The sequence below is a fragment of the Roseovarius salinarum genome, from assembly GCF_002834145.1.
GTDB lineage: Bacteria > Pseudomonadota > Alphaproteobacteria > Rhodobacterales > Rhodobacteraceae > Roseovarius > Roseovarius salinarum.
In genome coordinates, this window is the sequence record NZ_PHNT01000004.1 from 43136 (window position 1) to 55977 (window position 12842).

At 66.5% G+C, this 12842-nt stretch carries 12 protein-coding genes; 8 read left to right on the forward strand and 4 right to left on the reverse strand.

Going from position 1 to position 12842, the window contains the following annotated elements; translation table 11 throughout:
- Positions 1–12 precede the first annotated feature (12 nt).
- The 4 genes from CEF10_RS05635 to ubiE form a co-directional block, all read right to left on the reverse strand.
- A complete protein-coding gene (locus tag CEF10_RS05635; RefSeq protein ID WP_101067157.1) occupies positions 13–672 on the reverse strand; it encodes a YjbF family lipoprotein in 660 nt (219 codons plus the stop codon).
- Complete coding sequence (locus CEF10_RS05640) at positions 669–2762, reverse strand: YjbH domain-containing protein (protein WP_101067158.1); 2094 nt, start codon at positions 2760–2762, stop codon at positions 669–671. Before CEF10_RS05640 ends, CEF10_RS05635 begins: the two co-directional genes overlap by 4 nt.
- 161 nt (positions 2763–2923) lie before the next feature.
- Positions 2924–4456, reverse strand: a complete 1533-nt coding sequence (gene ubiB, locus CEF10_RS05645; RefSeq protein WP_101067159.1) for a 2-polyprenylphenol 6-hydroxylase — start codon at positions 4454–4456, stop codon at positions 2924–2926.
- Positions 4457–5200: a bifunctional demethylmenaquinone methyltransferase/2-methoxy-6-polyprenyl-1,4-benzoquinol methylase UbiE gene (gene ubiE / locus CEF10_RS05650; RefSeq protein WP_101067160.1), complete on the reverse strand. Its 744-nt coding sequence runs from the start codon at positions 5198–5200 to the stop codon at positions 4457–4459.
- A gap of 85 nt (positions 5201–5285) precedes the next feature.
- Here ubiE and mutM point away from each other — a divergent pair, with 85 nt between their 5' ends.
- From mutM to CEF10_RS05695, 8 genes are all read left to right on the forward strand, one after another.
- The gene (mutM, locus tag CEF10_RS05655) at positions 5286–6137 is read left to right on the forward strand and encodes a bifunctional DNA-formamidopyrimidine glycosylase/DNA-(apurinic or apyrimidinic site) lyase (RefSeq protein WP_101067161.1); all 852 of its coding nucleotides are present in this window, start codon (positions 5286–5288) and stop codon (positions 6135–6137) included.
- 64 nt (positions 6138–6201) lie between these two features.
- Positions 6202–6978: an enoyl-CoA hydratase gene (locus CEF10_RS05660; RefSeq protein WP_101067162.1), complete on the forward strand. Its 777-nt coding sequence runs from the start codon at positions 6202–6204 to the stop codon at positions 6976–6978.
- 227 nt (positions 6979–7205) lie between these two features.
- Positions 7206–7469, forward strand: a complete 264-nt coding sequence (gene rpsT, locus CEF10_RS05665; protein WP_101067293.1) for a 30S ribosomal protein S20 — start codon at positions 7206–7208, stop codon at positions 7467–7469.
- A gap of 493 nt (positions 7470–7962) precedes the next feature.
- Positions 7963–9321, forward strand: coding sequence for a chromosomal replication initiator protein DnaA (dnaA, locus tag CEF10_RS05675; RefSeq protein ID WP_101067164.1), 1359 nt, complete (start codon positions 7963–7965; stop codon positions 9319–9321).
- Between the two features lie 136 nt (positions 9322–9457).
- The gene (dnaN, locus tag CEF10_RS05680) at positions 9458–10576 is read left to right on the forward strand and encodes a DNA polymerase III subunit beta (protein WP_101067165.1); all 1119 of its coding nucleotides are present in this window, start codon (positions 9458–9460) and stop codon (positions 10574–10576) included.
- 68 nt (positions 10577–10644) lie between these two features.
- Complete coding sequence (recF, locus tag CEF10_RS05685) at positions 10645–11754, forward strand: DNA replication/repair protein RecF (RefSeq protein ID WP_101067166.1); 1110 nt, start codon at positions 10645–10647, stop codon at positions 11752–11754.
- Positions 11751–12185: a VOC family protein gene (locus CEF10_RS05690; protein WP_101067167.1), complete on the forward strand. Its 435-nt coding sequence runs from the start codon at positions 11751–11753 to the stop codon at positions 12183–12185. The genes recF and CEF10_RS05690 overlap by 4 nt, the downstream gene beginning before the upstream one ends.
- Positions 12182–12802 (forward strand): LysE family translocator, encoded by a 621-nt coding sequence (locus tag CEF10_RS05695; protein WP_101067168.1) that lies wholly within the window; start codon positions 12182–12184, stop codon positions 12800–12802. The genes CEF10_RS05690 and CEF10_RS05695 overlap by 4 nt, the downstream gene beginning before the upstream one ends.
- Positions 12803–12842 lie beyond the last annotated feature (40 nt).

Here is a 12842-nt window from a genome sequence, read left to right on the forward strand (position 1 = left end):
ATTGTTCCGCCGTCAGCGCAGGCGCTTCACGACCGCATGGCCATTGCGCGCGTTGATCCACTGCTTGGATTCGACAATCTGCCCGGCCGTGTTCACGGCATACCTGTTCTCGAACGCCACGTCGTCGCCGCGGCAGGCTTCCCGAACCATTGTCGGGCCGCGCGTTGCAGACCCCTGAACCGAGATCCGGCAGCGGGTTCTGACTTCGTAGATCTTGTTCTCGCCATCCAGAAAGCGCTGAACACGTTCGGCGGTGCCCTCCGACTTCTGCGCCACCAACGACAGGACGCCGTCGATGTCGGACGACATCAGATCGTCGCCGAGACCGCGCGTGGCCGTTATCATGCCGTCGCGCATCGTGATCGAGCTTCTGTCACCGGTGCCCCAGGTCCCGTAGGGGCCGTTCGTTTCGATTCGGACGAGGACGGCCCCGGTGTCGCGGGCGGGCAGAAGAACCGTGCCAACCGGCAAGTCCGTGTTCTCGAGTGCCGTCGCCGCCTCGCGCGAGACGCGCTGGACGTAGGTTTCGGACGTGTCCTTCTTCCCGCCCGGCTGAAGGATCTGCTTGCCGACGGTCAATGCTGTCGCCTTGCGGCTGGGGTTGTTCGTGCAGCCGGCAAGTGCAAGCCCGGCGGTCACCGCTCCGGTGATCAGAAGCGCCCTGACGTTCATCTCCAGAATTTCCCCCAGGTCTTGGCCATCTCCGGGCGGTGGGTGCCGCGCACCGTGTCATACAGACGTCCGTTCACGTGAACGCGCTGGCCCCCGTCCCGCGCGACGGGCCGAAGCGTTGACGAGAATTTCTGCGTTGTCGGTTTCCCGGTTCCCCAGGCGATCGGCAGCGTGACCCTGATTCCCTTGTCGAACGAGCCCTCGCCGAAATCGTCCGACGAGATCTCGGTCTTCGTGGCGAAAACCCCGACGCGCCACCCATTGGCGAATTCGCGGTCGAGGGCCAGCGTCGCGCCCCAGTCCCCGGCGAGGTAGCGTCCCGCGTCGACCCGGGTGTGGAACCCGTTTCCCAGATCGTAATAGGCGGACAGGTGCCCCGAGACATGCGGGATTTGTCCGCCCGGCGTGTTCCGCGTACGCAGATCGAACAGCTGGTCGAAGTCGCGCGGTTCGACGTAGTTGACCTCGGCCCCGATGGCGAGGCTGCTGTCCACGGGCTTCCAAAGCAGTTCGCCCGAAACCCCGGCATACATGGATTCGAGGTACCCGGCGGTCACGCGGCTGTAGGTGTTGCGCGTGGGCTTGGCGTAGTTGGCGATCGTCAGCCGGTCGATCTTCGGGTCTTCCTCGCCCACGTAGAGGCCGATGTTCGAACGCACCTGCGGGGCCTTGGCCTGCCCCGGCCGCGGGCCGGGCGTTTCGTCGAGGTTGCCCAGCAACTTGAGCGACACCGAGCCGGAGGCGACCCACCCCGGCGCGATCTGGTAGTCGCCCTTCACGCGCACCCCGGCGTCCGCGCGCAGCGGCTCGCCCGGGTCGAACAGGCCCGGCTTCACGTATGGGCCGACGGAATAATAGAAGCGCGGGAAAGCGTCCTCTTGAAGCGGAAGGTCCCGCCCGAGCGTGTAGCCGTCGCGGAATTCGGCCGCCGCAAGGATATCGCGCGCCGGTGCGTTTTCCAGCTTCTCGAGATCGGAGCGGGCGAAAGTGATCGTGCTGCTGGGGATACCGTTCACGACCTGCACGATCGTAAGGGTTTCCACCGAGGCCGGCAGCGTGCGGGTGAGGACACGCGCGGTGCGTCCCACCGCCTGCGGCGCCATGCCATAGGTGGGATTGCGGATCGCGACCCGGGCGCTGCGGGCCCTGAGATCGAAGGCGTGGAGTTCGATTTCTTCCTTGGCCAGGGTCTTGGCCACGCGGCCGCGGATCGTGTCCCGGGTTCCATCTTCGAGGGTCCAGCCGAGATCGGCGATCGCCGCCTCTTCGCGCACCGCCACCGGAAGGGGCGCGCGTTCGTAGCCGCCGCGCACCGACGGCTCCTTGGTGTTCATGGTCCACGACAGGCTAACGCCCAGCTCGTCGCCGTAAAGCGAATAGGCGCTCAGGCGGAACGCCTCGCCGATCTTGTAGTCGACGCCGACATTCAGCGACGATTCGCGGTCCAGCAGCCCGTCGCGCACTTCCCGGTCGTAGCCGTCCGAGGAATATTCCAGTTGGAAGCTCAGCCGGTCGGTCAGGTCGTAACTTGCGCCCGCGAAGGCCGAAACGTCCCCGCGGAACCATTGGTCGTAGGTCGGCACGCCGCCCAACCCCAGGATCGTGTTCGGCCGGCTGCCGGTGCTGCCGAAGGCGCCGTGACTGCCCAACCGCCCCCAGCCTATACCGCCGGTCAGGCGCAGGTCCTCGCCGATCGATTTCGTGGCGACGATGTATTCGCTCCCGTAGAGCGCGGTGCCGACGAAATCGCGGAATCCCACGGCCACCGCCGGGCGGTTCGCCGTCTCGTCGAGAAACCGGAACCGCAGGTCGAAGCTGCGGTCATAGTATGTCGTGAAAAGCCGCAGCAGGCCCTTGTTGGTCCGCTGCCGCAGCCCGGTCAGCCCCGAGTAGCGAAACGAGGCGCTCAGCCGGGGCGTGGCCTGGAAGGTGACGGTCGTCCGTGTCGCATCGGCGCCGTGCGAAACGGTTGTCGTGATTTCGCCCTCGGGGGCCATTTCCGCCGTCGGCATGTCGATCAGGCCACCGTGCGTGCCGTACGCATTGGTGTTGAGCGTCCGCAGATCCTGAGCCTGCGCAGGCGCCACCATGCCTGCAGCCAGCGCCGCAACCGCAAAAACGTTCGTTCTCGAAATCACCTTGCCCCCGAGCCCCTTGGAGAACCTGCACAGACCCTATCCGATTGCGCCGCGCAACAACAACCCAATTGTCGGGGCCACCGGCCGCTCGGTGCCTTTCCGCAATATCTGCGTCAGGCCAGCAGGAACCACAGCGTGGTCAGGCCGGATCCGGCCGCGGCGCCCGCGACGATCCAGCCCGCGGTTGCCGTGGCATTGCTTCGGCGTGGCGAGCTCTGCGTCTCCGACTGCCGGATCAGCGCCGCCTCGACCAGGCCGGGCAAACGCGGACCGTACCGCGACAAGACCGCGGCCGTATTGGCAAGGTCGCGCACGGCGGCGCGCGGGCCGACGTTCTTGCGGATGTAGTCCTCGACCACCGGCCGTGCGACCTGCCAGATGTTGATCTGCGGGCTCAGCGAGCGCGCCACGCCTTCCACCACCACCATGGTGCGCTGTAGCAGGATCAGCTCGGTACGCGTTTCCATCCCGAAGCGTTCGGTGACCTCGAAGAGATAGCTCAGCAGATTGCCCATCGAGATGTGGCTGGCATCCATGCCGAAGATCGGCTCGCCGACGGCGCGCAGGGCGCGGGCGAATTCGGTCACGTCCTGGTCGGCGGGGACGTAGCCGGCTTCGAAATGGACCTCGGCCACCCGGCGGTAGTCGCGCTTGATGAACCCGTAGAGGATCTCGGCGTAGACCCGGCGCGTGTATTCGTCGATATGGCCCATGATGCCGAAATCATAGGCGATGATGTCGCCGCGCGCCGACACCTTCAGGTTGCCCTGGTGCATGTCGGCGTGAAAGTAGCCGTCGCGCAGCGCGTGGCTCAGGAACAGCTGCAGCACGCGTTCGGCCAGCCGGGCACGGTCATGACCCGCGGCATCGAGCGCATCGTTGTCGCCCAGCGGCACGCCGTCGGCCCAGCCAAGCGTCATGACCCGCCGCGCCGACAGGTTCCATTTCACGCGCGGCAGTTCAAAGCCCTCGTCCTCTTCGGTGTTCGCCGCGAATTCCGATGCCGACGACGACTCGAGCCGCAGGTCGAGTTCGCCCATGACCACGCCCTCGAAATGCGCGATCACGTCGGTGGGTCGCAAACGGCGTGACGCGGGCGACAGCAACTCGATCATCCGCGCGGCAAGGTAAAAGGCGTCGATATCCTTGCGGAAGGCGCGTTCGATCCCCGGCCGCAGAACCTTCACGGCCAGCGGTTCGCCCGTCCCGATGTCCCGGGCCTTGTGAACCTGCGCGATGGAGGCCGCCGCGATCGGCGGGCTGAACTCGGAAAACAGCGCGTCGACCGGCTGGCCCAGCTCGTGGTGGATGCTTTCCTTGGCCTGCTCGATCGGAAAGGGGGCCAGCTTGTCCTGCAGCACGCGCAACTGTTGCGCCAGTTGCTCGCCCACGACGTCGGGTCGCGTCGACAGGATCTGGCCGAACTTGATGTAGGCCGGGCCCAGCGCGGTCAACGCGCGGGTGGCCGGCGGCATGTCCGGGTCGCCCTTCACGCCGAGCCACTTGAACGGCCAGGCCAGGGCGCGCATCGTCACACGCACTGGCGCAGGGGCCTCGAAGGCATCCATGATTACCCGCATCGCGCCGGTGCGTTCCAGCGTGGCGCCGGTGCGTATCAGCCGCCAGATATTGTGGGGGCCGCGCATTCAGATCTTCCAGCCGGAATGCAGACAGGCCACGCCCATCGTCAGGTTGCGGTATTTCACCTGATCGAAGCCCGCGTCGCGGATCATCGCGGCAAATCCGTCCTGATCGGGAAACTGGCGGATCGATTCGACAAGGTACTGGTAACTCTCGCGGTCGCGCGCGATGACCTGACCCATCCGCGGGATGATGTGGAAACTGTACAGGTCGTAGGCCCAGCGCAGCAGGTCATTGGGCACCTGGCTGAACTCGAGGACCATCAAGCGACCGCCGGGCCGAAGCACGCGGAACGCTTCGGCCAGAGCCTGCTCCGGGCGGGTAACGTTCCGGATTCCGAAGCTGATCGTGTAGACTTCGAAGCTGGAGTCGGCGAAGGGCAGCGCCATCGCGTCGCCCACCACCCAGTCGATGCTGCCACCGAGCTGTTCGGCTTCCGCCCTTTGCCGCCCGGCGTCCAGCATTGCCTCGGTCAGGTCCAGGACAGTGGCGTGGCCCCGGCCCGCGCGCTTGAGGAAGCGAAAGGCGATGTCGCCCGTGCCGCCGGCCACATCGAGAAGGTGCTGGCCGGGCCGGGGCGCAAGCCAGTCCATCATCGCGTCCTTCCACAGCCGGTGGATGCCGAAGCTCATGGCGTCGTTCATGAGGTCGTATTTCGTCGCCACGCTGCCGAACACGCCGCGGACGCGCCCGGCCTTTTCCGACTCGGGCACCGTCTGGAAACCGAAATGGGTGGACTTGTCGTGCATCGGGGTTGCCGTTCCTTGTTCTGGACCTTCTTATAGGGCGCCCGGGGCCGGACACAATGCGCGCGAACCCACAAGAGAGGACGCAATGCCCGAATTGCCAGAGGTCGAGACAGTCCGCCGCGCCCTCGCCCCGGTCGCGGAGGGGGCGGTGATCGTGCGGGCTTGCGTCAACCGGCCCGACCTGCGCTGGCCCCTGCCGGTGGGGATGGCAGTCCGCCTGGCCGGCGTGCGGGTGCTGGCGCTGCGGCGGCGGTCGAAATACCTGCTGGCCGATTTGTCGTCGGGCGAAACGCTGCTGGTGCATCTGGGCATGTCCGGCCGTATCCTCGTTTCCGGCGATCCGCTCGGCCGGTTCGTTCACGAGCATCCAGCCCCGGAACGTCACGATCACGTCGTTCTGGACATGGACAGCGGCGCGCGGATCACCTTCAACGACCCGCGCCGTTTCGGGGCGATGGACCTGATCCCCACCGGCGCCACCGACGCGCATTGGCTGCTGGCCCGGCTCGGGCCGGAGCCGCTGGGCAATGCCTTCAGCGAGGCGGGGCTGATCGCGGCGCTGCGCGGGCGGCGGACGACCGTCAAGGCGGCGTTGCTGGATCAGCGCACCGTTGCGGGGCTGGGCAACATCTATGTCTGCGAGGCGCTGTTCCGCGCCGGCGTCTCGCCGAAACGCCGGTGTGACCGCGTTTCGGCACGGCGCATTGCCGGGCTGGTACCGGCGATCCGCGCGGTGCTGCACGATGCCATCGATGCCGGCGGATCGTCGTTGCGCGATTACCGGCAGGCCGACGGAGAACTCGGCTACTTCCAGCACAGCTTCGACGTCTACGGTCGCGAGGGCGCGCCGTGCCGCAGGGAAGGGTGCGCCGGGACGGTGGCGCGGATCGTTCAGTCGGCCCGGTCAAGCTTCTACTGTCCGCGCTGCCAAAGATAGGTTGATCCGCCTCGCCACAATGGTAAGGAATCGGCTTTGAGCGAAACCAGCGAAAGCAGAATTCATGGCCTATGAGACGATCATCGTCGAAGTAGAAGACCACGTCGCCCTCATCAAGCTGAACCGGCCCGACGCGATGAACGCGCTGAACGACCAGCTCCTGACGGAACTGGCGCAGGCGCTGGGCGAGGCCCAGAAGAACGAGAAGGTGCGCTGCATCATCATTACGGGGTCCGACAAGGCCTTTGCCGGCGGTGCCGACATCAAGATGATGAGCGAAAAGTCTTTCGTCGATGCCTTCGCCGGGGACCTCTTCACCCCCGAAAGCGAAGCGATCATGCGCGTGCGCAAACCGATCATCGCCGCCGTGTCGGGCTATGCGCTGGGCGGCGGCTGCGAGCTGGCGATGATGTGCGATTTCATCATCTGCTCGGACACGGCGAAGTTCGGCCAGCCGGAGATCAACCTCGGCGTCATGGCGGGGCTCGGGGGCACCCAGCGGCTGACGCGGGCGATCGGAAAGTCCAAGGCGATGGACATGAACCTCACGGGCCGCTTCATGGATGCGCAAGAGGCCGAGCGCGCCGGCCTGGTCAGCCGGGTGGTGCCTGCCAAGAAACTGATGGAAGAGACCCGTTCCGCCGCCGACAAGATCGCCGAGAAGTCGATGATCACGGTCATGGCCGTCAAGGAGGCCGTCAACCGTGCCGAGGAAACGAGCCTGCGTGAGGGCCTTCTGTTCGAGCGCCGCGTGTTCCATTCCCTCTTCGCCACGGAAGACCAGAAGGAAGGCATGTCGGCCTTCATGGAGAAGCGCGAGGCGCAGTTCCGCGACAAGTGACGCGACACGCTGACGCAACCTTGGCGCGAATCACTTTGCCGGTGTGCGCGGAATACGTGCGCCCCTCAGATTCCTGTTTGCAAATCCCGCGACATCACGTATAGGCGGGCGCCAGACATGCGCGTGATGCCCGCCCAGGCAAGAACCGGCCGTGAAAGCGGCGCCCGTTCGGGCATCGAGGACGTGCAGAATACCGATGGACCGAACGAAGCAAGGGTTTGAAGAACATGGCAAATTCGCCTCAGGCAAGGAAGCGCGCCCGGCAGAACCAGAACCGTCTGGCGATCAACAAGGCGCGGCGCTCGCGTATCCGCACGCACATCCGCAAGGTCGAAGAAGCGATCAAGGCCGGCGACAAGGAGGCGGCGATGAACGCCCTGCGCGCGGCCCAGCCGGAACTGATGCGCGGCGTCTCCAAGGGCGTGTTCCACAAGAACACGGCCGCCCGCAAGATGTCGCGCCTCGCCGCCAGGGTGAAGGCGCTCGGCTGAGCGGATCCGCGTAAGCCATTGAATGCCAAGTGAATGCCAAGGGCGCCCTTCGCGGGGCGCCTTTTTTCGTGGCGTGACCTGAAAACGACGCCCGGGATTCTTTTCCCCGCTTTCCAGAGTCAAGCCAGAAGTTGAGTTGCCGCCCCGCGCGGCCTGTTGCTAGCTTAAGCCCTGCGATTCACGCTTGGGGGGACAGGCGGCTGTTGCGCGAGACGGGTTCGGGGCTGATCCGCGACCCATCCTGTGACGCCCACGTCCGACAAGTATGCACGGGACGGCGCTCTCGGTGATGCCCGGCAAGGGGACGGCCGGCATCATGCCGAACCTGGTCGAAGGTCAAGAACGGCGATTTGCCGTTGGGTTCCGTTGCTGCCTGCAGCAATGGAGGCAGCTGGCCTTTGTCCGCATGCCGGTTGCGTGGATCCGGGAATGGGTGACGCATGATGCGTCCGGAACGCGGGACAGGATGTAGGCGAGCGTGGAACAGGGAAGGATGAAAAAAGAGCAATGGGGCCGTCTGAAACAGGAGCTTCTGAAAAGTGTGGGGCAGAACAACTACAGCACGTGGATCGAGCCCCTTGAACTGGCCGACGTCTCCGAGGGCATCGCGACGTTCTTCGTGCCGACCAGTTTCGTGGGGAACTACGTTTCGCAGAACTTCGGTGACCTGATCCGGTATCACGTCAACACGATCGCGCCCGACGTGCGCCGCATCGGGTTCCGCGTGAAGGAACGTGTGCCCGAGACGGCGGACGAACCCCGGGCCGGGCGGGCGGAGAAGCCGCAGCAGGCGACGGTGGGCGAGACGCAGGTTCCCACCGCGCCGCTCGACGATCGTTTCACGTTCGAGACCTTCGTGGTCGGCAAGCCCAACGAGCTGGCCCACGCCGCGGCCAAGCGGGTGTCGGAAGGCGGCCCGGTGACGTTCAACCCGCTTTTCCTTTACGGCGGCGTCGGCCTGGGCAAGACGCATCTGATGCACGCGATCGCCTGGGACCTGCGCACGCGCCGGTCCGAATTGAACGTGGTCTACCTGTCGGCCGAACAGTTCATGTACCGGTTCGTCCAGGCCCTGCGCGACAAGAAGATGATGGACTTCAAGGAAATGTTCCGCTCGGTCGACGTGCTGATGGTGGACGACGTGCAGTTCATCGCGGGCAAGGACAGCACGCAGGAGGAGTTCTTTCATACCTTCAACGCGCTGGTGGACCAGAACAAGCAGATCGTCATCTCGGGTGACCGCGCGCCGGGCGAGATCGCCAATCTCGAGGATCGCATCAAGTCGCGCCTGCAATGCGGCCTCGTCGTGGACCTGCATCCGACCGACTACGAATTGCGGCTGGGCATCCTGCAATCGAAGGTCGACCAGTACCAGCAGACCTATCCCGGCCTGAAGATCGACTCGGGCGTTCTGGAATTCCTCGCCCACCGCATCAGCACGAATGTGCGCGTCCTCGAAGGGGCGCTGACACGGCTCTTCGCCTTTGCGTCGCTGGTGGGCCACGAGATCACGCTCGAGCTGACGCAGGACTGTCTGGCCGACGTGCTGCGCGCCTCGGAGCGCAAGATCAATATCGAGGAGATCCAGCGCCAGGTCGCCGAGCATTACAACATCCGCCTGTCCGACATGATCGGGCCCAAGCGCCTGCGCAGCTTCGCGCGGCCGCGGCAGGTGGCGATGTACCTGTGCAAGCAGCTGACCAGCCGCTCGCTTCCCGAGATCGGGCGGCGGTTCGGCGGACGCGACCACACGACGGTGATGCACGGCGTCAAGCGTATCGACGACCTGCGCCAGCAGGACGGCCAGATCGCCGAGGACCTTGAGCTGCTGCGGCGCGCGCTGGAGGCCTGAGCGGGCCAAGCCGGGGCCGCGACCTTCGAGGGCCGGGCAACGCCGTTGACAGTTCAAGAAAGGTCTTGAGCCGCAAGGGGAAGTTGCTACCTTGCCGATCCCGGCGCCAGACCGGCCGCGGAGAAGGAGCGAGGGCATGAAATTCAGCATCGAACGCGGCACGCTGCTCAAGGCCGTGTCCCAGGCGCAATCGGTGGTCGAGCGGCGCAACACGATCCCGATCCTTGCCAACGTGCTGATCGAGGCCGAGGGCGACGGGGTGCATTTCCGGGCGACGGACCTCGATGTCGAGGTGGTGGACAAGGCCGCGGCACAGGTCGAGCGTGCCGGCGCCACCACGGTGCCGGCGGTGACCTTGCACGAAATCGTGCGCAAGCTGCCCGATGGCGCGCTCGTCACACTGGCCGACGACGGGGCGTCGGGGCGGCTGACGGTTTCCGCCGGGCGTTCGAACTTCCAGCTCGCCACGTTGCCGAAGGAGGACTTCCCGGTGATGGCCTCCTCGGAATACGCCAGCAACTTCAGCGCGCCGGCGCCCGTGCTGCGGCGGCTGTTCGACAAGTCGAAGTTCGCGATCTCGACCGAGGAGACGCGCTATTACCTCAACGGTGTCTACATGCACGTCGCCGAGGCCGAGGGCGGCAAGGTCCTGCGCTGCGTGGCCACCGACGGCCACCGCTTGGCGCGGATCGACGCCGACCTGCCCGAGGGCGCGGGCGAGATGCCCGGCGTGATCGTGCCCCGCAAGACGGTGGGCGAGTTGCGCAAGCTGCTGGAAGACGACGAGATGCAGATCGCCGTTTCGGTAAGCGATACGAAGGTGCGCTTCGCCACGCCCGACATCACGCTGACCTCGAAGGTGATCGACGGCACGTTCCCCGATTACAGCCGCGTGATCCCGCAGGGCAACACGAAGCGCATGGAGGTGGACGCCAGCGAATTCGCATCCGCCGTCGACCGGGTCGCCACGGTCAGCTCGGAACGGTCGCGCGCGGTTAAGCTGTCCCTTGACGAGGACCGGCTGGTCCTGTCGGTCAACGCGCCCGACAGCGGCGCCGCCGAAGAGGAGCTGGCCGTCGCCTATGGCGACGAGAAGCTCGAGATCGGGTTCAATGCCAAGTACCTTCTGGAGATCGCCAGCCAGGTGGACCGCGAGAACGCGGTGTTCCTGTTCAACTCCTCGGGGGATCCCACGCTGATGCGCGAAGGCAACGACACGACGGCCGTTTACGTCGTGATGCCCATGCGGGTGTGAAGACCCGCGAAACCGGTTTCGCCGGCCGTCTTAGGCGAGAGTATTTCCGGCAAGATGAAGGGTGGTGAATGTCCGGCCTCCACCTGTCCGCGCTGAGCCTGTCGCATTTCCGCTCGCACCGGGCGGCACGGCTTGAGCCGGATGCGCGGCCCGTGGCGATCTTCGGGCCGAACGGCGCGGGAAAGACGAATATCCTCGAGGCCGTTTCGCTGTTCTCGCCGGGCCGGGGCCTGCGGCGCGCCGCGGCCGGGGACATGGCGCGACGCCCGGATGCGCCGGGCTGGAAGGTCGGGGGCATACTGCACGCGCCCGACCGCAGCCACGAGTTGGAAATCCGGTCCGAGGGTGGGGCGCCGCGGCAGGTGGCCATCGACGGCAAGCCGGCCGCGCAGGTGGCGCTGGGCCGTATCGCGCGGGTGTTGTGGCTGATCCCGTCGATGGACAGGCTCTGGATCGAGGGCGCCGAGGGGCGACGCAGGTTCCTCGACCGGATGACGCTGAGTTTCCACCCCGGACATGCCGAGGCGACGCTGACCTACGAAAAGGCGATGCGCGAACGCAACCGTCTGTTGCGCGAAGAGGTGCGCGACGCGCACTGGTACACGGCGCTGGAGGCGCAGATGGGCCGTGCCGGCGCGGAAATCCAGGCCAACCGGCGGTCCGCGCTGGCCCGCCTCGCGGCCGCCGCACGGGACGCGGAAACCGCCTTTCCGGCGGCCGAGCTTGACCTCGCGGCGGCCGACGGGCCGGCCCCGCACTCCGAGCCGGAGTTGGCAGGGGCCCTTTCCGAAAGCCGGTTCCGCGACATGGCCGCCGGCCGCACTCTGGTCGGGCCGCACCGGGCGGACCTGCACGCCGCCTATGCCGCCAAGGGCCTGCCGGCGCGCGACTGTTCCACCGGGGAGCAGAAGGCGCTGCTGGTGTCGCTGATCCTGGCCAACGCGCGCGCGCTGGCGCAGGATTTCGGCGCCCCGCCGATCGTGCTGCTGGACGAGGTGGCGGCGCATCTCGACGCGGATCGTCGCGCCGCGCTATACGATGAGGTCTGCGCGCTGGGCGCGCAGGCGTGGATGACCGCGACCGGGCCGGAGCTGTTCGCGGAGCTGGGTGACCGGGCCCAGCATCTGCATGTGACTGAAACCAACGGCGAAAGCCGCATCGAGGAGGTGGACCCATGACCCTGCCGCAGCGCGTAAGCGTGATCACCCTCGGCGTCGCGGACCTTGAGCGCGCGCGGGCCTTCTACGAGGCGCTGGGCTGGACCCCGGCAATCGTGCAGGAAAGCATCGTGTTCTTCCAACTGCAGGGGCAGGTTCTTGGCCTGTTCGGGCGTGCGGATCTCGCGGCGGACCAGGGCCGTGCCGGGGCAGACCTCGGCACCGGCGCCGCGAGCCTTGCGCAGAATTTCGCCAGCGAAGCGGAGGTCGATGCCGCCTACGCGGCTGCGCTTGCGGCCGGGGCAACGGCGCTCAAGGCCCCGCAAAAGGCATTCTGGGGCGGTTACGCGGGGTATTTCGCCGATCCTGACGGCCATGTCTGGGAACTGGCGTTCAACCCGTTCTGGCCGCTCGATCCGGATGGCACGTTAAGCCTGCCGGAGGCGCAATGACGATCTCGGCGGGCGATGCCGCGCTTTATGCCGGCGCGCTTCTCGTGCTGTTCCTGACGCCCGGGCCGGTCTGGGTGGCGATGCTGGCCCGGTCGCTGTCTGGCGGGTTCCATGCCGCCTGGCCGCTGGCGCTGGGCGTGGTGGTGGGCGACGTGCTCTGGCCGTTTCTTGCCATCCTCGGCGTCAGCTGGATCGTCTCGGTTTTCTCCGGGTTCATGACGGCACTCCGCGTCGTGGCTTCGCTGGTATTCCTCGGGATGGGCGCGATGCTGATCCGGCACGCCGACGCGACGATCACCGCCGACAGCCGGCTGACGCGGCCGGGCATGTGGGCGGGGTTCATGGCCGGGCTCGCCGCGATCCTGGGGAACCCGAAGGCGATCCTTTTCTACATGGGGGTGTTGCCCGGGTTCTTCGACCTGGGCGCCATCACCCCCGCCGACATCGCCGTGATCGTCGCACTGTCCTTCGCGATCCCGCTGGTGGGCAACCTGGGGCTTGCGCTTTTCGTGGACCGGATCCGCGGCCTGATGACCTCTCCGGCGGCGCTGCGCCGGACGAACGTGATCTCGGGCGCCCTGCTGATCGCGGTGGCGCTGATCATCCCCTTCAGCTAGGCGCGGCATCGCCCGTGTGCGCGCAAAATGTAGCGTATTC